The organism is Citrobacter sp. Colony219, assembly GCF_019382635.1.
In the GTDB taxonomy this organism is placed as follows: Bacteria; Pseudomonadota; Gammaproteobacteria; order Enterobacterales; family Enterobacteriaceae; genus Citrobacter; species Citrobacter youngae.
In genome coordinates this window covers 448,657-467,820 of record NZ_CP080033.1, presented here as the reverse complement: position 1 = coordinate 467,820, position 19,164 = coordinate 448,657, and the positions used below count along the sequence as shown (strand labels likewise).

Sequence of the window (19,164 nt, the reverse complement as noted above, 5' to 3'; positions counted from 1 at the left end):
GGGCGACTGCATCTTGCTTTTGAGATGCGCCCGTCTTGATGAAAAGAAGATAGACATTCGCAGAAACTATAAAAGTGATCCCACTCGCATAATAAAACCTTGTTTCAATTTAAATGGATCATTGTTTTTATATTGATTTTGATCACAAAAAAGCCCCCGCAGGCATCGCTTGCAGGGGCTTAATTAACGCGTCGAACTTATTTTTTCGCGGCGAAACGTGCAGCAGCTTCGTCCCAGTTCACCACGTCCCAGAACGCTTTGATGTAGTCCGGGCGACGGTTCTGGAATTTCAGGTAGTAAGCGTGTTCCCAAACGTCCAGGCCCACGATCGGGAAGCCGGAAGCGCCAGAGATAGCTTCACCCATCAGCGGGGAATCCTGGTTAGCGGTGGAAACAACAGCCAGTTTGTCACCTTTCAGAACCAGCCACGCCCAGCCGGAACCGAAACGAGTGGCTGCTGCTTTTTCAAATTCAGCTTTGAAGTTGTCAACAGAACCGAAGTCACGTTCGATAGCCGCTTTCAGGTCGCCCTGCAGCGTGGTACCGGTTTTCAGGCCTTTCCAGAACAGGCTGTGGTTAGCGTGACCGCCAGCGTTGTTACGCAGAACGGTTTTCTTATCCGCAGGCAGCTGATCCAGTTTGGTGATCAACTCTTCAGCAGACAGGCTCGCGAATTCAGGCAGGCTTTCCAGCGCAGCATTAGCGTTGTTTACGTAAGCCTGGTGGTGTTTGGTATGGTGGATTTCCATCGTCTGCTTATCGAAGTGCGGTTCAAGGGCATCATAAGCGTACGGCAGGGATGGCAGTGTATAACTCATAATCATCTCCAGTATTGTCGGGCGGCCAGTGTTAACGCCGCGTAAGCAGTTGGGTCATTATAGTTAATTAAATGATATTGAAAATGATTATCAATGCCGTACTTTTTACAGGGTCTTAATTATTCATCACCATTACTGAAGATGTGAGCCAAATCACCCAGTTAACGTGATGATTGCCAACAAGAGGACAAAGGCGGCAATCGTCAAAAGGTTAATCATCTGCGTAATTTTTAAACTCGTTGTGTCGGAGGGGTTATGACCGACGATAAAAAATAACGAGGATTCAGTCATGAGTAACGCGATTACGATGGGTATTCTTTGGCATTTGATAGGTGCAGCCAGCGCAGCCTGTTTCTATGCCCCGTTCAAACAAGTTAAACATTGGTCATGGGAAACAATGTGGTCGGTTGGCGGGGTCGTCTCCTGGCTTATCCTGCCATGGACCATCAGCGCCATGTTGCTTCCCAACTTCTGGGCCTACTTCAGTTCTTTTAGCCTCTCCACGCTGGCACCGGTATTTCTGTTTGGCGCGATGTGGGGGATCGGTAATATCAACTATGGCCTGACCATGCGCTATCTCGGCATGTCGATGGGGATTGGTATTGCGATTGGTATTACCCTGATTGTCGGCACGCTGATGACCCCTATCATCAACGGTAACTTTGATGTGCTGATCAGCACCGATGGCGGGCGCATGACGCTACTGGGCGTATTGGTCGCGCTGATTGGCGTGGGCATTGTGACCCGCGCAGGACAGTTGAAAGAACGTAAAATGGGCATCAAAGCAGAAGAGTTCAACCTGAAGAAGGGGCTGGTGCTGGCGGTAATGTGCGGCATTTTCTCTGCCGGGATGTCCTTTGCGATGAACGCGGCGAAACCCATGCACGATGCAGCTGCCGCGCTGGGCGTTGATCCGCTGTATGTCGCGCTACCAAGCTATGTCGTCATCATGGGCGGCGGTGCTTTAGTCAACCTGGGCTTCTGTTTTATTCGTTTGGCAAAAGTGAAAGATCTTTCGATAAAAGCCGACTTCTCGTTAGCCAAACCGCTGATCATCACCAACGTGCTACTGTCCGCGCTCGGTGGCCTGATGTGGTATCTGCAATTCTTCTTCTACGCCTGGGGCCACGCTCGCATTCCGGCGCAGTATGATTATGTCAGTTGGATGCTGCACATGAGCTTCTATGTCCTGTGCGGCGGTATTGTTGGTCTGGTGCTGAAAGAGTGGAAAAACGCGGGCCGCCGTCCGGTCAGCGTACTGAGCCTCGGCTGCGTGGTCATTATTCTCGCGGCAAATATTGTCGGTCTGGGGATGGCCAGTTAATCATTCGGGCTGCTGAGATGACGCCACTGGCTCGGCGTCATCCCGGTTTCCCGCGTAAATACCACCGAAAAGTAGTTACTGTCCTCAAAGCCGCAGCGCATAGAAATTTCACTGATCATCAGTCTACTGTGCTTAAGCAGATACTGAGCATGGCAAACCCGTACCTGGCGGAGATACTGGTTGATGGTCATCCCTGTCTGGCTGCGAAACTGCTGACGCAAAACTCGCTCACTGCACTGTTCCTGCTCACAGAATTTATCCAGCGCAAAGGCATGTTCATGACTCCCGGCCAACGCGGTAATCAGCTTATCCAACAACGTTTCACTTGATGTCGCTGGCAGCGTATCCGTGGCGTAGCGGTGCCGCTTGAAATGAGTCACCAGTTGCCCAAACAGCAACTCGGCCATTTCAAAAGCCAGCGGGTCACGCTGATTACTCTCATGTTCAAGCTGACTAATTATCTGCCGGGCCTGGGACATACCCGCGCTGCCAAGCCGCCAGTGGGGCTGTCGCGGCGAGCCGTTAAATCCTGGGATCGCGCTTTCCCAGCCGACATTCAGCGTCAGCCGTTCCGGGCAGTAAATGATATTTTGCAGGACGAGATCGTTAACTGAGGTGTAGGAGTGTTTGTCTTCGGCACGGATATAAAACAGATCGCCGCGGGTTATCCGGTACGGGCGATCGTTGAGAACATGCAGGCCATTGCCGCGCCATACCATCACCAGCTCGCAAAACTCATGAGTATGTTCGGCAAACACATCCTGTGGGTAACGATCGGCCACCGCGACGGCCTGGTGGTCATTCGCAAAAAAGTCTGATTTCAGAAGGACCAGATGATTCACCATCACATCACCTCAACCTGAACGCTTGCCGGATGCGCTACGTTTATCCGGTCTACAAGGCATCCACGTAGGCCGGATAAGGCACAGCCGCCATCCGGCATAAAAGGGTATGATTATCAGCAAACGGACGGCAAAAAACGTTGATAGCTTTCGCGTTACTGGAGGCTGCTTCCAGTAATGACATCGCGTCCCTGTCGGATATCGCGCGGCGACCAGTTAAACTCCCGGCGAAACAGCGTCGAAAAATGGTTACTGTCACCGAACCCACAACGATAAGCGATGTCCGTCACGCTGTCATCACTGTGACGTAGCAAATGGCGGGCTTTGATAAGCCGTAGGCGGTTGAGATAGCGCTGTGGCGTCAGCCCGGTCTGTTGTTTAAGCTGGCGGTGCAAAGTCCGTAAAGAGAGCGAAAACTGCTCGGCTACAGCTTCCCAGCACACTTCGTCGGCAAAGTTATCCTCCAGCCATGCCAGTAGTTGGTTCAGTCGCGCATCATTATCTGTTGCCGCTTCCATCAGGCTGCTTTTACGCAACAGCACCAACAGCTGCATGAACAAGATCTCACGATTTGCCGCCGTTGGCGTATCCATTGCCTCTCCAAGATTTTCCATTTGCCCCACCAGATGCCGAACCTGCTGCAACACGCTCTGATTCACCCGCCAGTGTGACGGATATTGCCCATTCAGCTCCTGGGGTAACAACTGATTCAACCCGGCCAAAAACTGAAACGCATCCGGGGAACGATACAGAATATTGGTCAGACACAGGTTGTCAGTATGTTCATATAAGTGTCTGTCATGATCGCGGACAAAACACACCGTTCCCCCGCTAATGGTATAAGGCTGTCCATTGAACACATGAATTCCCGTACCATGTTCAACCACTACAATTTCATGAAAATCATGATGATGTTCTGGAAAGGCAGGCTGAGGAAGCCGGGGCTCAATCGCCACGGGCGCTTTACCTGTCGGAAAAAAATCCACGCAATGCAATACGGTCATAATGACATCCCCCCCGATCAAATGAACATGGCTGAATAGTAATTAAGGGTTATCACCCTCACCTTAAATTTTTGACGCCAAAGTGCGTAAACACGGTCAATTCTTCAAGAAATAGCGGGAAAGATCGGGAATTGCGGAAGGGGTCACATCAGGTGAAACCGTCCCCATTAGTAGAAACTGTGAACGCTATCACGTTCACCTTTGCCATGCTGCCAGCCGCGTATTGTCGCTGTCACTAACAAGAAGGTACGCCATTTCACGGGTTCTTAGACTGAGTGCAATGAAACTCAGAAGGACCTCGCTATGACTCTTCGCCATTGTGTCGCTGTTGATCTCGGTGCATCCAGTGGACGCGTAATGCTGGCGCGTTACGACAGTAAACACCGTACCCTGACACTGCGTGAAATCCACCGCTTTGTTAACTGTCTGCAAAAAACAGACGGTTTTGACACCTGGGACATCGATAGCCTGGAAAACGACATTCGTCTGGGGCTGAAGAAAGTCTGCGATCAAGGCATTCGGATCGACAGCATCGGCATTGATACCTGGGGCGTGGATTATGTCCTGATCGATAAAAACGGTCAGCGCGTTGGGTTGCCAGTCTCTTATCGCGATAGCCGCACGAACGGCATTATGTCGCGGGCCATGACGCAGCCAGGTAAAAGTGACATCTATCACCGTAGCGGCATTCAGTTTCTGCCCTTTAATACCCTGTATCAGCTCCGCGCGCTGGTCGAGCAGCAACCGGAACTAATCCCCCAGGTGGCGCATGCCCTGCTGATCCCCGATTACTTCAGCTATCGCCTGACCGGCGAACTGAACTGGGAATACACCAACGCCACCACCACCCAGTTAGTCAATATCAACACCGACGACTGGGACGAAACCCTGCTGGCCTGGAGCGGTGCCGACACAACGTGGTTTGGCCGCCCCACGCATCCGGGGAACGTAATTGGTTACTGGATTTGTCCACAGAAAAATCAAATCCCGGTGGTTGCCGTCGCCAGCCACGACACCGCCAGCGCGGTGATCGCATCACCGCTGGCCGATAAAAATAGTGCCTATCTCTCTTCCGGTACCTGGTCGCTGATGGGCTTCGAGAGCAGAACACCGTATACCAACGATGCGGCACTGGCGGCGAACATCACCAACGAAGGGGGCGCGGAAGGGCGCTACCGCGTGCTGAAAAACATCATGGGGCTGTGGCTACTTCAGCGCGTGTTAAAAGAGCGGCAGATAACCGACCTGCCTGCCCTTATCGCTCAAACCCAGGCGCTGCCGGCCTGCCAGTTTCTGATTAACCCCAACGACGAGCGCTTTATCAATCCTGACGATATGAGTGCGGAAATTCAGGCGGCCTGTCGTGAATCAGGCCAGCCCGTTCCTCAGCAAAACGCCGAACTGGCGCGCTGTATTTTCGACAGTCTGGCGTTGCTGTACGCCGATATCCTGCAGGAACTGGCTGAGCTTCGCGGCGAAGCATTTCACCAACTGCACATCGTCGGCGGTGGGTGCCAGAACGCATTACTCAACCAGCTTTGCGCGGATGCCTGCGGTATTCGCGTCATATCCGGGCCTATTGAGGCCTCCACGCTCGGCAATATTGGCGTCCAGTTGATGACGCTGGACGAGCTTAACAACGTCGATGATTTCCGTCAGGTGGTGCGTGCCAACTACGACCTGACCACCTTCATCCCCAATCCTGAAAGTGAAATTGCCCGCCACAAAGCGCAGTTTCAACCATTACGACAGACAAAGGAGCTTTGCGCATGACCACTCAACTTGAACAAGCCTGGGAACTGGCAAAACTGCGTTTCGCAGCGGTAGGTATTGATGTCGAGGAAGCATTACGCCAGCTCGATCGTCTGCCGGTCTCCATGCACTGCTGGCAGGGCGACGACGTAGCCGGATTCGAAAACCCGGAAGGTTCGCTCACGGGTGGAATTCAGGCAACCGGTAACTATCCGGGCAAAGCGCGTAACGCCAGCGAACTGCGTGCCGATCTGGAGCAGGCGCTGAGCCTGATCCCGGGTCCAAAACGTCTGAATTTGCATGCGATCTATCTGGAGTCTGATACGCCAGTTGCCCGCGACCAAATCAAACCTGAACACTTCAAAAACTGGGTTGAGTGGGCGAAAGCGAACCAGCTAGGGCTGGATTTCAACCCGTCCTGCTTCTCACATCCGCTGAGTGCCGACGGTTTCACGCTGGCCCACGCCGATGACACCATTCGCCAGTTCTGGATTGACCACTGCAAAGCCAGCCGTCGCGTCTCGGCGTATTTTGGCGAGCAGTTGGGTACGCCGTCGGTGATGAACATCTGGATCCCGGATGGCATGAAAGACATCACCGTTGATCGTTTAGCGCCGCGCCAGCGTCTGCTGGACGCGCTGGACGAAGTGATCAGCGAGAAACTCGACCCGGCGCACCACATCGATGCCGTCGAGAGCAAACTGTTTGGTATTGGCGCAGAAAGCTACACCGTCGGCTCTAACGAGTTCTATATGGGTTATGCCACCAGCCGCCAGACCGCATTGTGCCTGGATGCAGGTCACTTCCATCCGACGGAAGTCATTTCCGACAAGATCTCCGCCGCCATGCTGTACGTGCCACGCCTGCTGCTGCATGTCAGCCGTCCGGTGCGTTGGGACAGCGATCACGTGGTGCTGCTGGATGATGAAACGCAGGCGATTGCCAGCGAGATCGTGCGCCACAACCTGTTTGACCGCGTACACATCGGCCTCGACTTCTTCGACGCCTCCATCAACCGCATCGCCGCGTGGGTGATCGGTACCCGCAATATGAAAAAAGCCCTGCTGCGCGCGCTGTTAGAACCGACCGGGCAACTGCGCCAGCTCGAAGCCAGCGGCGACTACACCGCACGCCTGGCTCTGCTGGAAGAGCAAAAATCGCTGCCGTGGCAGGCCGTCTGGGAGATGTATTGCCAGCGTCACGACACGCCAGCGGGCAGCCAGTGGCTGGAAAGTGTGCGCGCTTATGAAAAAGAGATTTTGAGCAAACGTGGCTAACTGTGACGCCAGGCTTGTAGGCCGGATAAGACGCCCCGCGTCGCCATCCGGCAATAAATGAAACACGATTGCCGGATGGCGCTTCGCTTATCCGGCCTACGTAAGACCCGATAACGTTCGGGCAATAAATGGGAACACCGAACATGCAAAACATTACCACTTCCTGGTTCGTCCAGGGGATGATTAAAGCCACTTCCGATGCCTGGCTGAAAGGTTGGGACGAACGCAACGGCGGCAACCTGACACTGCGCCTGGATGAGGCAGATATTGCGCCATTTAGCGCCGATTTCCACGAAAAACCACGCTATATCGCGCTGAGCCAGCCGATGCCGCTGCTGGCGAATACGCCGTTTATCGTCACCGGTTCGGGAAAATTTTTCCGCAACGTCCAGCTCGACCCGGCCGCAAATCTGGGCGTGGTGAAAATCGACAGCGATGGCGCGGGTTACCACATTCTGTGGGGTCTGACCCACGAAGCCGTACCGACTTCCGAACTGCCCGCCCACTTCCTATCCCACTGCGAGCGCATTAAAGCCACCAATGGCAAAGACCGCGTGATCATGCACTGCCATGCCACCAACCTGATCGCTCTGACCTACGTGCTGGAAAACAACACCGCGCTGATTACCCGCAAGCTGTGGGAAGGCAGCACCGAGTGCCTGGTGGTGTTCCCGGATGGCGTTGGCATTCTGCCGTGGATGGTGCCAGGTACCGATGAAATCGGTCAGGCCACCGCCGAAGAAATGCAGAAACATTCGCTGGTGCTGTGGCCGTTCCACGGCGTGTTCGGCAGCGGACCTACCCTCGACGAAGCGTTCGGTTTGATCGATACCGCAGAGAAGTCCGCTGAGGTTCTGGTCAAGATTTACTCGATGGGCGGTATGAAGCAGACCATTACGCGTGAAGAGCTGATCGCACTTGGCAAACGCTTCGGCGTGACGCCGCTGGCCAGCGCACTGGCATTGTAAGGAGAATAATGATGAGCTTTATGTTGGCACTGCCAAAAATTAGCCTGCATGGCGCCGGCGCGATTGCCGATATGGTGAACCTCGTGGCGAATAAGCAATGGGGTAAAGCGCTGATCGTCACCGATGGTCAACTGGTAAAACTGGGCCTGTTGGATAGCCTGTTTGCGGCGCTGGATGAACATCAGATGTCTTACCACCTGTTTGATGAGGTGTTTCCAAACCCGACGGAAGAGCTGGTGCAGAAAGGTTTCGCGGCGTATCAGGACGCAGAATGTCACTACATTATCGCCTTCGGGGGCGGCAGCCCGATCGATACCGCTAAAGCGGTGAAGATCCTGACCGCCAACCCCGGCCCTTCTACCGCTTACTCCGGCGTAGGCAAAGTGAAAAATGCGGGTGTACCGCTGGTCGCCATCAATACCACCGCCGGAACGGCAGCAGAGATGACCAGTAATGCGGTCATTATCGACTCAGCTCGCAAGGTTAAAGAGGTGATCATCGACCCGAATATCATCCCGGATATCGCCGTGGATGATGCCAGCGTCATGCTGGAAATTCCGGCATCCGTCACCGCCGCAACCGGCATGGACGCCCTGACCCATGCGGTAGAAGCCTATGTTTCCGTTGGCGCGCATCCGCTCACCGACGCTAACGCGCTGGAAGCGATTCGCCTGATCAACCTGTGGCTACCGAAAGCGGTCGATGAGGGTCATAACCTCGACGCCCGTGAACAAATGGCGTTTGGTCAGTATCTGGCGGGGATGGCATTTAACAGCGCTGGTCTCGGTCTGGTGCATGCGCTGGCGCACCAGCCGGGCGCAACCCATAATCTGCCACACGGAGTCTGCAACGCCATCCTGCTGCCGGTAATCGAAAACTTTAACCGCCCGAACGCCGTGGCGCGCTTTGCCCGCGTGGCACAGGCGATGGGCGTCGATACGCGCGGTATGAGCGATGAAGCGGCAAGCATGGAGGCCATCAACGCGATTCGTGCCCTGAGCAAACGTGTCGGTATTCCTGCTGGCTTTAGTTCGCTTGGCGTGACGAAAGAAGATATTGAAGGCTGGCTGGATAAAGCGTTGGCCGATCCGTGTGCGCCGTGCAACCCGCGCACCGCCAGCCGCGACGAGGTCCGCGAGCTGTATCTGGAGGCGTTATGATCCGCAAGGCCTTTGTGATGCAGGTGAATGCCGACGCACATGTTGAATATCAACGTCGGCACAATCCCATCTGGCCAGAACTGGAAGCGGTGCTGAAAGCGCACGGCGCCCATCACTACGCGATTTTTCTCGACGAGGAGCGCAATCTGCTGTTCGCCACCGTTGAGATTGAGTCCGAGGAGCGCTGGAATGCCGTTGCCAGCACCGACGTTTGCCAGCGTTGGTGGAAACATATGCGTGACGTAATGCCAGCCAACCCGGACAACAGCCCGCTCAGCGCAGAGCTAAAAGAGGTGTTTTATCTGCAGTAAGTCGTGTGCCCGGTGGTGCAAGCTTACCGGGCACACGGTTTTATTTTTTCCAGGTCGGATAAGCGATAGCGCCCTCCGGCAATTTCAATTCTGCTCAGAAACCAGAATCGCCTGGGTGTCAGGCTCCAGTGCTTTAAAGATATGCGCCTGGTCAGCGGGGTAGCAAATATAGTCGCCCTCGCCTAACTCCTCCGGCGCTTCCGTCAACCCCACCATCGCCTTACCCTGCGTCACGATAATATGTTCAACCGATCCCGGTGGATGCGGTTGTGAAATACGATCTGCGCCCGGTTGCGTCAGCAGCAGATAGATATCCCGCCGCGCGCCCGGTGGGCAGGCTGCCAGTAAAATAGCCTGATAGTGGGCCTGCTCAGCCACGACTTTTGTCCCTTCGCCACGGCGAATCACCTGCGTTTTTTGCTCCTGCGGTTCCAGTAATCGGGCAAAGGGGATATCCAGCGCCACACACAGCGACCACAGCGTTTCCAGGCTAGGATTACCATTTCCCGCTTCCAGCTGCGAGAGTGTCGATTTTGCAATTCCCGCGCGACGGGCAATTTCTGCCAGCGATAAACCGGTGCGCTGACGTTCACGCACCAGACTTTTCGCGATCATACTGATGGGTTGGGTCATTCTCGACTCCATGTTCTTTATATCGAACGAATCGTTCGACTTGTAAATCAAACTGATTGTGTTCATTATAATGGAAACTCGTTCGATATGGCTAAAACGGTATGAAACATTATTTTTCCAGCCTCAAAGGCGACACGATTAAAGCGATATTTTTAGTGTGCCTGGCCGTCGGCGTGGTAGGCATGTCCTACGGTTCGCTGGCAATGGCTTACGGCTTCCCGATTTGGGTGCCCTTTGTACTCTCGATTACAGTACTGGCCGGGGCTTCTGAATTTATGTTTATCGGTATTATCGCCAGCGGCGGAAATCCGTTGGCGGCAGCGGCGGCCGGGTTACTGGTGAATGCCCGACATGTACCGTTTGGCGTGACGGTACGCGATCTGGTCGGCACTCGCGCCGCCAGCTTTCTAGGCTGTCATATCATGAACGATGAAAGCGTGGTGTTCGGCCTGTCGCAGAAAACGCCGGAACAACGTAAAGCCGCCTACTGGTTATGCGGTCTGGGCGTCGCCATTTTCTGGCCGATTGGCACACTGATCGGCGCCGGTGTCGGCAAGCTGCTCCCGGCACCTGAAACCATTGGGCTGGATGCCGTTTTCCCTGCCATTTTGTTGGCCTTAGTGGTTCCGGCCTTTAAAAACCGCACCACTCTCATCCGTGCCTGTAGCGGGGCCGCATTGTCACTCGCTTCCGTACCTTTCGCACCGGTAGGCTTGCCGGTACTGCTTTCACTGTTTGGCTTACTGACGAGGAAAAAATAATGGGCAACATGACGCTGTTTATCGTCGGTATCGCCGTGTTATCTCTGGGAACCTATTTAATGCGTTTAGGGGGAGCAAAACTGGGAGGCCGTTTAGCCTTTTCTGAACGTTCACAGGCGTTGCTTTCTGATGCTGCAACGGTGTTACTGTTCTCCGTTGCGCTGGCAACCACCTTTTACGAAGGCGAACACTTTGCCGGCATGGCGCGCGTGCTGGGCGTGGCTTTTGCGGTGTTTCTCGCCTGGCGTAAGACGCCATTGATTGTGGTGATTATCGCTGCAGCAGTGGTAACCGCACTGCTGAGAATGGCGGGTATAAACTAAAAAAGCGCCCCAAGGGCGCTCTTTCGACAATACTAAGGTCTCTTATTTCAGCAGTTCAGCAGTCATGTGCACGCGGTTACCGGTGTATGCCTGAGTGATTTTGTAATCGCTGGCACCTGCGCGTTCAGCCTGAGCGGCAATTTTTGCTTCAGCGCTTTCCAGCGTAGAACCGGTTGCGGTAACTGTCTGAGCAGCGAAAGAACCGAAAGACGTAGCCAGAGCGATAACTGCGACAAAAGTTTTGATGCTTTTCATGATATAAACCCTTTCACTTAGTTGTTTGAGTAAGGCACCGTGCCTTGATGTGATAAATAGTAGCCTTCATATCACGCAACTAAAAGCGGAAGGATTTGCCTATCTTATTCAAATTAACTGAACACTTATTACTCAGCGATCAACCGCTGCGGATGGGTGTAGATCGTCGCCCTGCCCGGTTTGCAAAAACCCACCAGCGTCAGGTTACAACGTTCGGCAACTTCTACGGCAAGCGTTGTCGCGGCTGAGACAGCAAACAGGATCTCCACGCCACACATCGCCGACTTTTGCACCATCTCGTAGCTGGCGCGGCTGGAGACTAATACTGCGCCCGCCCGCCAGGCTTCTCCTTCGATAGCACGTCGTCCCAGCAGTTTATCCAGCGCCACATGACGCCCGACATCTTCATGTCCACCCGCCAGATGGCCTGACGGCTGTACCCAGGCAGCCGCGTGCGTGCAGCCTGTCAGTTGCCCCACGGGCTGGAAATCAGGGAGATGCCTTAAGGCGTTATCGAGATGTGCCAGATCGAATGTCTGGGTAAACGGCAGAGGCTGGACCGGCTTGCCAATGTCATTGAGTTGTTCAACGCCGCAAACGCCACAACCGGTACGACCGGCCAGTGCACGACGTCGCTCCTTCAGCCCCATAAATCGACGACTGGACAGCTCAACCTGCACTTCTAATCCGTTACAGGAAGGAACCACTTCCATGGCGTAGATATCCTGCGGGCGCTCAATAATGCCTTCAGAAAGTGAAAAGCCCAGCGCAAAGTGCTCAAGATCTTTCGGTGACGCCATCATCACCACGTGCGAAATCCCGTTGTAAACCAGCGCAACCGGCACTTCTTCAGCGACCTCATCTGGCTGAGGATGTTGCAAATCCTCGCGTTTCCAGAGAGTCAACTGACGCGATCCTGCACAATTCATCACATTTTTGACTTCTTCTTGATGGATTTTATTCACTTTCTTTTAACCATATTGGAACACACATACCAACATTGTGGTATTCTTTACAAACCCCTCCTGGACGGAGGGAAATTCACCCAATTCTGGACCTTTGCGGTCCCGTCCGCAAAGAAAAATAACAACCACTTCCCTCGCGCTCGAGTAACGGAAAAGTGAAGGGAACGTGACAATGTCGAAACAAGGAGCGAACCATGCAGGTCAGCAGAAGGCAGTTCTTTAAGATCTGCGCTGGCGGTATGGCAGGCACCACGGCAGCGGCACTGGGTTTTGCACCCGGCGTAGCGCTCGCGGAAACACGGCAATATAAACTGCTGCGCACCCGCGAAACCCGTAACACCTGCACTTACTGTTCCGTTGGCTGTGGACTGTTAATGTACAGTCTCGGTGACGGAGCAAAAAACGCCAAAGCATCCATCTTCCATATCGAAGGGGACCCGGATCACCCGGTGAACCGTGGCGCGCTGTGCCCGAAAGGGGCAGGACTTGTGGACTTCATCCACTCCGAAAGCCGCCTGAAATTCCCGGAATACCGCGCACCAGGCTCTGATAAGTGGCAACAGATTAGCTGGGATGAGGCATTTGACCGCATCGCTAAGCTGATGAAAGAAGACCGCGACGCAAACTACGTTGCACAAAACGCCGAAGGCGTAACCGTTAACCGCTGGCTTTCCACCGGGATGCTGTGTGCTTCCGCTTCCAGTAACGAAACCGGCTATTTAACGCAAAAATTCTCCCGCGCGCTCGGTATGCTCGCGGTCGACAACCAGGCACGCGTCTGACACGGACCAACGGTAGCAAGTCTTGCTCCAACATTTGGTCGCGGTGCGATGACCAACCACTGGGTCGACATTAAAAACGCCAACCTCGTTGTGGTGATGGGCGGTAACGCCGCTGAAGCTCACCCGGTCGGGTTCCGCTGGGCGATGGAAGCCAAAATACACAACGGCGCGAAGCTGATTGTTATCGATCCTCGCTTTACGCGAACCGCAGCGGTAGCTGATTTCTATGCGCCGATTCGTTCCGGTACTGACATTGCCTTCTTGTCAGGCGTCTTGTTGTACCTGCTGAACAACGAAAAATTCAACCGCGAATACACTGAGGCCTATACCAACGCCAGCCTGATCGTGCGTGAGGATTACGGTTTCGAAGATGGCCTGTTCACTGGCTACGACGCGGACAAACGCAAGTATGACAAAACCAGTTGGAACTACGAGCTGGATGAAAAAGGCTTCGCCAAACGCGATGTCACCCTGCAACACCCGCGCTGCGTGTGGAACCTGCTGAAACAGCACGTTTCCCGCTACACGCCGGATGTCGTAGAAAACATCTGCGGTACGCCAAAGGCTGATTTCCTGAAAGTGTGCGAATACATCGCAGAAACCAGCGTCAAAGACAAAACCGCGTCGTTCCTGTATGCACTCGGCTGGACGCAGCACTCAGTTGGTGCGCAAAACATCCGTACCATGGCGATGATCCAGTTGCTGCTTGGCAACATGGGGATGGCCGGCGGCGGTGTTAACGCCCTGCGCGGTCACTCCAACATTCAGGGTCTGACCGACTTAGGCCTGCTGTCACAAAGCCTGCCGGGCTATATGACGCTGCCCAGCGAGAAACAAACTGACCTGCAAACCTACCTTGCCGCCAACACGCCAAAACCGTTGCTGGAAGGTCAGGTGAACTACTGGGGCAACTACCCGAAATTCTTCGTTTCGATGATGAAAGCCTTCTTTGGCGATAAAGCGACAGCGGAAAACAGCTGGGGCTTCGACTTGCTGCCGAAGTGGGATAAAGGGTACGACGTTCTGCAATACTTCGAGATGATGAACCAGGGCAAAGTGAATGGCTATATCTGCCAGGGCTTTAACCCGGTCGCGTCATTCCCGAATAAAAACAAGGTCGTGGCTTCACTGTCCAAACTGAAATTCCTGGTCACCATCGACCCGCTCAACACCGAAACGTCTACCTTCTGGCAGAACCATGGTGAGTCGAACGATGTGGACCCGTCGAAAATCCAGACCGAAGTATTCCGTCTGCCGTCCACCTGCTTCGCCGAAGAGAACGGTTCTATCGTTAACTCCGGTCGTTGGTTGCAGTGGCACTGGAAAGGCGCAGATGCCCCGGGGATTGCCGTTACCGATGGTGAAATCCTCGCCGGTATCTTCCTGCGCATGCGCAAGATGTATGCCGAGCAGGGTGGCGCGAACCCGGAACAGGTGCTGAGCATGACCTGGAACTACTCCACACCACACGAACCGGCTTCGGAAGAAGTGGCGATGGAGAGCAACGGTAAAGCGCTGGCCGATATTACCGACCCGGCAACCGGCGCGGTTATCGTCAAGAAAGGCCAACAGCTTAGCTCGTTCGCCCAACTGCGTGACGACGGCACCACGTCCAGCGGCTGCTGGATTTTTGCCGGGAGCTGGACGCCGGAAGGCAACCAGATGGCACGTCGCGATAACGCCGACCCATCAGGCCTTGGCAACACGCTGGGCTGGGCATGGGCGTGGCCGCTCAACCGACGCATTCTGTATAACCGCGCTTCCGCTGATCCGCAGGGGAATCCGTGGGATCCAAAACGTCAGATCCTGAAATGGGATGGAGCGAAATGGAGCGGGATGGATATTCCGGACTACAGCGCCGCCGCACCTGGCAGCAACGTTGGGCCTTTCATCATGCAGCCTGAAGGGATGGGACGCCTGTTTGCTATCGATAAGATGGCGGAAGGTCCGTTCCCGGAACACTATGAGCCGTTTGAAACGCCGCTGGGGACTAACCCGCTGCACCCGAACGTCATCTCTAACCCTGCCGCGCGCATCTTTAAAGGTGACGCGGAAGCACTGGGTAAAGCAGATAAATTCCCGTACGTCGGTACGACCTATCGTCTGACCGAGCACTTCCACTACTGGACCAAGCATGCGCTGCTCAATGCCATCGCACAGCCGGAACAGTTTGTGGAAATTGGCGAGAAGCTGGCGAATAAGCTCGGTATCTCTCATGGCGATACCGTCAAAGTCTCCTCTAACCGCGGCTACATTAAAGCCAAAGCAGTGGTGACTAAACGTATTCGCACGCTGAAGGCCAACGGTCAGGATATCGACACCATCGGTATTCCGATTCACTGGGGCTACGAAGGTGTGGCGAAAAAAGGCTTTATCGCTAACACGTTAACGCCATTCGTCGGTGATGCGAACACGCAGACGCCGGAATTTAAGTCCTTCCTCGTGAACGTGGAAAAGGTGTAACGGAGACGACCTATGGCTTATCAATCGCAAGACATCATTCGTCGTTCCGCCACTAACGGTTTCACCCCCGCGCCTCAGGCGCGGGACCATCAGGAAGAAGTGGCGAAGCTTATCGACGTCACCACCTGTATCGGCTGTAAAGCGTGTCAGGTGGCGTGTTCTGAATGGAACGACATCCGTGATGAAGTGGGCAACAACGTTGGGGTGTACGACAACCCGGCTGATTTGACCGCCAAATCCTGGACGGTAATGCGCTTCTCGGAAGTGGAACAAGACGACAAACTGGAGTGGCTTATCCGCAAGGATGGCTGTATGCACTGTGCCGATCCGGGCTGCCTGAAGGCGTGTCCGGCTGAAGGCGCAATCATTCAGTATGCCAACGGKATYGTCGACTTYCAGTCCGAGCASTGYATYGGCTGTGGCTACTGCATYGCKGGCTGCCCGTTCGACGTACCGCGCCTCAATCCGGAAGACAACCGCGTCTACAAATGTACGCTGTGCGTTGACCGTGTTGTGGTCGGGCAAGAACCGGCCTGCGTGAAGACCTGCCCAACAGGCGCCATTCATTTCGGCACCAAAGAGTCGATGAAAACGCTGGCAGGCGAGCGTGTGGCGGAGCTGAAAACGCGTGGTTACGAAAACGCGGGTCTGTACGATCCAGCAGGCGTTGGCGGTACTCACGTCATGTACGTATTGCACCATGCTGACAAGCCGAATCTGTATCACGGCCTGCCGGAGAACCCGGAAATCAGCGCCACCGTGAAATTCTGGAAAGGCATCTGGAAACCTCTCGCAGCCGTCGGCTTTGCAGCGACATTTGCGGCCAGTATCTTCCATTACGTCGGTGTAGGCCCGAACCGCGCGGAAGAGGAAGAAGACAACCTGCATGAAGAAAAAGACGAGGTGCGCAAATGAAACGACGTGACACCATCGTGCGCTACACGGCGCCGGAACGCATCAACCACTGGGTAACCGCCTTCTGCTTCATTCTGGCGGCAGTGAGCGGGATGGGCTTTCTCTTCCCGTCTTTTAACTGGCTGATGCACATCATGGGCACGCCGCAACTGGCGCGAATTGTGCACCCGTTTGTCGGCGTTGTCATGTTTGCCTCGTTTATCATCATGTTTTTCCGTTACTGGCACCACAATCTAATCAATCGGGATGATATCTTTTGGGCGAAGAATATTCGTAAGATTGTCGTCAACGAGGAAGTAGGTGACACGGGACGTTATAACTTCGGCCAGAAATGCGTATTCTGGGCGGCGATTATCTTCCTGGTCCTGTTGCTGGTGAGCGGAGTGGTCATCTGGCGTCCGTATTTTGCACCTGCTTTCTCAATCCCGGTGATCCGATTCGCGTTAATGCTGCATTCATTTGCCGCAGTAGCGTTAATTGTGGTTATCATGGTGCACATTTACGCCGCCCTTTGGGTGAAAGGCACCATTACCGCGATGGTGGAAGGATGGGTTACCAGTTCATGGGCGAAGAAACATCACCCGCGCTGGTACCGTGAAGTCCGCCAGAAACAGGAAAAGTCATCTGAATGAGTATTCGCATAATCCCGCAAGATGAGCTGGAGAAGAGCGAGAAACGCACGGCGGATATGATTCCGCCGTTATTATTCCCCAGACTCAAAAATTTGTATAACCGCCGCGCTGAGCGCCTGCGCGAGCTGGCCGAGAACAACCCGCTGGGCGACTACCTGCGCTTTGCCGCGCTGATCGCCCACGCGCAGGAAGTGGTGCTGTACGACCATCCGCTGCAGATGGATCTGACCGCGCGCATCAAAGAAGCGAACGATCAGGGCAAACCGCCGCTGGATATCCACGTCCTGCCACGCGACAAGCACTGGCAAAAGCTGCTGCAGTCGTTGATTGCTGAGCTGAAGCCAGAGATGAGCGGTCCGGCGCTCGCCGTGATCGAGAACCTGGAAAAAGCCTCAGAGCAGGAGCTGGAGCTGATGGCCAGCGCGCTGTTTGCCTCTGATTTTGCCTCCGTCAGCAGCGACAAAGCACCGTTCATTTGGGCTGCCCTGTCGCTCTACTGGGCGCAGATGGCAAGCCTGATCCCCGGAAAAGCCCGTGCGGAATACGGTGAACAGCGTCAGTACTGCCCGGTGTGTGGTTCAATGCCGGTCTCCAGCATGGTGCAAATCGGTACCACCCAGGGTCTGCGTTATCTGCACTGCAACCTGTGCGAAACCGAGTGGCACGTGGTGCGCGTGAAGTGCAGCAACTGCGAGCAGAGCCGTGATTTGAACTACTGGTCACTGGATAACGAACAGGCGGCAATCAAAGCTGAAAGCTGCGGCGACTGCGGGACTTACCTGAAGATTCTCTATCAGGAAAAAGACCCGAAAGTCGAAGCCGTGGCCGACGATCTCGCTTCACTGATGCTGGACGCGCACATGGAGCAGGAGGGCTTTGCCCGCAGTTCCATCAACCCGTTCCTGTTCCCGGGTGAAGGGGAGTAAGGTCTTCACACTACCGGGCGGCGTAGGTCGCCCGGGTTATAATGTATACGGTGTGACCACACCGGATAGGCCTGCAAAATCCTTAGTATTTCGCGTAACCAGCGTAAGACGATGAATCTGTGCTGTTGCCAGAATAATGGCATCCGGCAATTTCATCCCATATTCCTGCCTGATACTCACGCTTCGTTCAGCAATATCCTGTGAAACACCGATCACGTTAAAAGCGCTCAACGCAACGCGTGTGCAGGATTCCTGATGGTATTTCTTTGCCCCAACCATCACTTCCATCCAGGTGATAAGGCTGATCGCATTCTGCGGCGGCCATGTTTCTATCGCTTGCTTTGCTTCACTCCGTCCACTAAACAGGTCGATGAGGATGTTGGTATCAAAAAGCGCGGATCCTTTGACCATTACCATTCCTCACGAAGTTTGCGTTGGTACTCAACGCCATCTTCTTCACAACCTTTCCAGAGTCCGAGAGCGCTGGAAATAGTCGTTTCAGCCTGTTCCTGCCTTTCCAGATACTGCTCAACGGCCTCCCGCAAGAGTTCAGCTCGCGGCAGGTTACGCTGCACCTTGAGGTCATCAAGACGTTTAATCACTTCGTCTGATAAATCGAGTAAAATTCTGCCCATATCCATCCCAGCCATCATACTCACATATACCTCCAGTATATCATCAGCGATTAATTTCCATACAACATACACCTGGAAAAAGCGGGAAAATAGCTTTTACGTGAACGATTTTTACTTTTGCGAGCCGCTTTCCAGAATCATAACGCCCCTTTTTTTCCCATTTTCATTCTTAGTAATCCAGGTTATAAACCTGTATATCCATACAGATAAGAGTATTTAAAAATGGCACTGGAAAGCGGGATTGCGCAGTTAGTTGAGGCATTTATCGCGGCGGGACGCCCTTCTTCCCGCGAACAGAATATTGATGACCGGAGAGCGGGCTATATTGCCAGTACGGCGTTGGCCGGAGAAACAGAAACCCGCGTACAGGTTGAAGATATTGAACTCGATACCATGACGTTTCGCGTTGTTTCGCCGC

The 19,164-nt window shown here is 54.2% G+C and carries 20 protein-coding genes and 1 pseudogene; 13 read left to right on the top strand and 8 right to left on the bottom strand.

Features of this window, described 5'->3' with window-relative positions; translation table 11 throughout:
• Window positions 1–197: 197 nt before the first annotated feature.
• Entirely contained in the window at window positions 198–818 is a 621-nt protein-coding gene (gene sodA / locus JTI85_RS02100) for a superoxide dismutase [Mn] (protein ID WP_005121766.1), read from the bottom strand.
• A gap of 289 nt (window positions 819–1,107) precedes the next feature.
• Between sodA and rhaT the strand changes: the two genes are divergently transcribed.
• A complete protein-coding gene (gene rhaT / locus JTI85_RS02095; protein ID WP_061066964.1) occupies window positions 1,108–2,142 on the top strand; it encodes an L-rhamnose/proton symporter RhaT in 1,035 nt (344 codons plus the stop codon).
• On the opposite strand, the gene rhaR is transcribed toward rhaT, so the two are convergent.
• Together rhaR and rhaS are read right to left on the bottom strand one after the other, a co-directional pair.
• Window positions 2,139–2,987, bottom strand: a complete 849-nt coding sequence (rhaR, locus tag JTI85_RS02090; RefSeq protein WP_048214015.1) for an HTH-type transcriptional activator RhaR — start codon at window positions 2,985–2,987, stop codon at window positions 2,139–2,141. The two genes, rhaT and rhaR, sit on opposite strands and share 4 nt — an antisense overlap.
• Before the next feature lie 152 nt (window positions 2,988–3,139).
• The gene (gene rhaS, locus JTI85_RS02085; RefSeq protein WP_048214016.1) at window positions 3,140–3,988 is read right to left on the bottom strand and encodes an HTH-type transcriptional activator RhaS; all 849 of its coding nucleotides are present in this window, start codon (window positions 3,986–3,988) and stop codon (window positions 3,140–3,142) included.
• Window positions 3,989–4,291: 303 nt separating this feature from the next.
• Between rhaS and rhaB the strand changes: the two genes are divergently transcribed.
• The 5 genes from rhaB to rhaM all read left to right on the top strand — a co-directional run bounded on the left by rhaB (window position 4,292) and on the right by rhaM (window position 9,456).
• Window positions 4,292–5,761 carry a rhamnulokinase gene (gene rhaB / locus JTI85_RS02080; protein ID WP_101741967.1) on the top strand — a complete coding sequence of 490 codons (1,470 nt, stop codon included), beginning with the start codon at window positions 4,292–4,294 and terminating at the stop codon, window positions 5,759–5,761.
• Window positions 5,758–7,017 carry an L-rhamnose isomerase gene (rhaA, locus tag JTI85_RS02075; protein WP_061066962.1) on the top strand — a complete coding sequence of 420 codons (1,260 nt, stop codon included), beginning with the start codon at window positions 5,758–5,760 and terminating at the stop codon, window positions 7,015–7,017. Before rhaB ends, rhaA begins: the two co-directional genes overlap by 4 nt.
• Before the next feature lie 143 nt (window positions 7,018–7,160).
• Window positions 7,161–7,985, top strand: coding sequence for a rhamnulose-1-phosphate aldolase (gene rhaD / locus JTI85_RS02070; protein ID WP_046671346.1), 825 nt, complete (start codon window positions 7,161–7,163; stop codon window positions 7,983–7,985).
• Window positions 7,986–7,996: 11 nt separating this feature from the next.
• Entirely contained in the window at window positions 7,997–9,145 is a 1,149-nt protein-coding gene (gene fucO / locus JTI85_RS02065; RefSeq protein WP_219352552.1) for a lactaldehyde reductase, read from the top strand.
• On the top strand, window positions 9,142–9,456 hold the full coding sequence (rhaM, locus tag JTI85_RS02060) for an L-rhamnose mutarotase (RefSeq protein WP_219352038.1): 315 nt from the start codon (window positions 9,142–9,144) through the stop codon (window positions 9,454–9,456). Before fucO ends, rhaM begins: the two co-directional genes overlap by 4 nt.
• Before the next feature lie 84 nt (window positions 9,457–9,540).
• Here the strand turns inward: rhaM and JTI85_RS02055 are convergent, their stop codons facing one another.
• Window positions 9,541–10,089: a helix-turn-helix domain-containing protein gene (locus JTI85_RS02055; protein ID WP_003028726.1), complete on the bottom strand. Its 549-nt coding sequence runs from the start codon at window positions 10,087–10,089 to the stop codon at window positions 9,541–9,543.
• A gap of 101 nt (window positions 10,090–10,190) precedes the next feature.
• On the opposite strand from JTI85_RS02055, the gene JTI85_RS02050 reads away from it, so the two are divergent.
• On the top strand, window positions 10,191–10,850 hold the full coding sequence (locus JTI85_RS02050; protein ID WP_048214023.1) for an AzlC family ABC transporter permease: 660 nt from the start codon (window positions 10,191–10,193) through the stop codon (window positions 10,848–10,850).
• Window positions 10,850–11,173 carry an AzlD domain-containing protein gene (locus JTI85_RS02045; protein ID WP_061066958.1) on the top strand — a complete coding sequence of 108 codons (324 nt, stop codon included), beginning with the start codon at window positions 10,850–10,852 and terminating at the stop codon, window positions 11,171–11,173. The genes JTI85_RS02050 and JTI85_RS02045 overlap by 1 nt, the downstream gene beginning before the upstream one ends.
• Window positions 11,174–11,215: 42 nt before the next feature.
• On the opposite strand, the gene JTI85_RS02040 is transcribed toward JTI85_RS02045, so the two are convergent.
• The gene (locus JTI85_RS02040) at window positions 11,216–11,428 is read right to left on the bottom strand and encodes a DUF1471 domain-containing protein (RefSeq protein ID WP_003825262.1); all 213 of its coding nucleotides are present in this window, start codon (window positions 11,426–11,428) and stop codon (window positions 11,216–11,218) included.
• 128 nt (window positions 11,429–11,556) lie between these two features.
• Window positions 11,557–12,357: a formate dehydrogenase accessory sulfurtransferase FdhD gene (gene fdhD / locus JTI85_RS02035; RefSeq protein ID WP_217438277.1), complete on the bottom strand. Its 801-nt coding sequence runs from the start codon at window positions 12,355–12,357 to the stop codon at window positions 11,557–11,559.
• A 230-nt stretch (window positions 12,358–12,587) separates the two neighbouring features.
• On the opposite strand from fdhD, the gene fdnG reads away from it, so the two are divergent.
• Genes fdnG through fdhE form a run of 4 tightly spaced genes read left to right on the top strand, consistent with a single transcriptional unit; the run spans window position 12,588 to window position 18,111 of the window.
• Complete coding sequence (gene fdnG / locus JTI85_RS02030) at window positions 12,588–15,638, top strand: formate dehydrogenase-N subunit alpha (protein ID WP_086523526.1); 3,051 nt, start codon at window positions 12,588–12,590, stop codon at window positions 15,636–15,638.
• Window positions 15,639–15,650: 12 nt separating this feature from the next.
• The gene (fdoH, locus tag JTI85_RS02025; RefSeq protein WP_219352037.1) at window positions 15,651–16,553 is read left to right on the top strand and encodes a formate dehydrogenase O subunit beta; all 903 of its coding nucleotides are present in this window, start codon (window positions 15,651–15,653) and stop codon (window positions 16,551–16,553) included.
• On the top strand, window positions 16,550–17,185 hold the full coding sequence (gene fdoI / locus JTI85_RS02020) for a formate dehydrogenase cytochrome b556 subunit (protein ID WP_043018888.1): 636 nt from the start codon (window positions 16,550–16,552) through the stop codon (window positions 17,183–17,185). The genes fdoH and fdoI overlap by 4 nt, the downstream gene beginning before the upstream one ends.
• Window positions 17,182–18,111, top strand: coding sequence for a formate dehydrogenase accessory protein FdhE (gene fdhE / locus JTI85_RS02015; RefSeq protein ID WP_003028685.1), 930 nt, complete (start codon window positions 17,182–17,184; stop codon window positions 18,109–18,111). Before fdoI ends, fdhE begins: the two co-directional genes overlap by 4 nt.
• Before the next feature lie 36 nt (window positions 18,112–18,147).
• On the opposite strand, the gene JTI85_RS02010 is transcribed toward fdhE, so the two are convergent.
• Both JTI85_RS02010 and JTI85_RS02005 read right to left on the bottom strand, forming a co-directional pair.
• Entirely contained in the window at window positions 18,148–18,522 is a 375-nt protein-coding gene (locus JTI85_RS02010; RefSeq protein ID WP_005121821.1) for a type II toxin-antitoxin system VapC family toxin, read from the bottom strand.
• A complete protein-coding gene (locus JTI85_RS02005) occupies window positions 18,522–18,764 on the bottom strand; it encodes a CopG family transcriptional regulator (protein WP_005121822.1) in 243 nt (80 codons plus the stop codon). Before JTI85_RS02005 ends, JTI85_RS02010 begins: the two co-directional genes overlap by 1 nt.
• A 204-nt stretch (window positions 18,765–18,968) precedes the next feature.
• On the opposite strand from JTI85_RS02005, the pseudogene JTI85_RS21185 reads away from it, so the two are divergent.
• Window positions 18,969–19,164: pseudogene (locus tag JTI85_RS21185) on the top strand (alpha/beta hydrolase); the annotation flags it as partial.

Excerpts from the sequence above, each read along its gene's own strand:
- sodA (WP_005121766.1), bottom strand. The coding sequence starts at position 818 with ATGAGTTATACACTGCCATCCCTGCCGTACGCTTATGATGCCCTTGAA.
- rhaT (WP_061066964.1), top strand. The coding sequence starts at position 1,108 with ATGAGTAACGCGATTACGATGGGTATTCTTTGGCATTTGATAGGTGCA.
- rhaR (WP_048214015.1), bottom strand. The coding sequence starts at position 2,987 with ATGGTGAATCATCTGGTCCTTCTGAAATCAGACTTTTTTGCGAATGAC.
- rhaS (WP_048214016.1), bottom strand. The coding sequence starts at position 3,988 with ATGACCGTATTGCATTGCGTGGATTTTTTTCCGACAGGTAAAGCGCCC.
- rhaB (WP_101741967.1), top strand. The coding sequence starts at position 4,292 with ATGACTCTTCGCCATTGTGTCGCTGTTGATCTCGGTGCATCCAGTGGA.
- rhaA (WP_061066962.1), top strand. The coding sequence starts at position 5,758 with ATGACCACTCAACTTGAACAAGCCTGGGAACTGGCAAAACTGCGTTTC.
- rhaD (WP_046671346.1), top strand. The coding sequence starts at position 7,161 with ATGCAAAACATTACCACTTCCTGGTTCGTCCAGGGGATGATTAAAGCC.
- fucO (WP_219352552.1), top strand. The coding sequence starts at position 7,997 with ATGAGCTTTATGTTGGCACTGCCAAAAATTAGCCTGCATGGCGCCGGC.
- rhaM (WP_219352038.1), top strand. The coding sequence starts at position 9,142 with ATGATCCGCAAGGCCTTTGTGATGCAGGTGAATGCCGACGCACATGTT.
- JTI85_RS02055 (WP_003028726.1), bottom strand. The coding sequence starts at position 10,089 with ATGACCCAACCCATCAGTATGATCGCGAAAAGTCTGGTGCGTGAACGT.
- JTI85_RS02050 (WP_048214023.1), top strand. The coding sequence starts at position 10,191 with ATGAAACATTATTTTTCCAGCCTCAAAGGCGACACGATTAAAGCGATA.
- JTI85_RS02045 (WP_061066958.1), top strand. The coding sequence starts at position 10,850 with ATGGGCAACATGACGCTGTTTATCGTCGGTATCGCCGTGTTATCTCTG.
- JTI85_RS02040 (WP_003825262.1), bottom strand. The coding sequence starts at position 11,428 with ATGAAAAGCATCAAAACTTTTGTCGCAGTTATCGCTCTGGCTACGTCT.
- fdhD (WP_217438277.1), bottom strand. The coding sequence starts at position 12,357 with ATGAATTGTGCAGGATCGCGTCAGTTGACTCTCTGGAAACGCGAGGAT.
- fdoI (WP_043018888.1), top strand. The coding sequence starts at position 16,550 with ATGAAACGACGTGACACCATCGTGCGCTACACGGCGCCGGAACGCATC.
- fdhE (WP_003028685.1), top strand. The coding sequence starts at position 17,182 with ATGAGTATTCGCATAATCCCGCAAGATGAGCTGGAGAAGAGCGAGAAA.
- JTI85_RS02010 (WP_005121821.1), bottom strand. The coding sequence starts at position 18,522 with ATGGTCAAAGGATCCGCGCTTTTTGATACCAACATCCTCATCGACCTG.
- JTI85_RS02005 (WP_005121822.1), bottom strand. The coding sequence starts at position 18,764 with ATGATGGCTGGGATGGATATGGGCAGAATTTTACTCGATTTATCAGAC.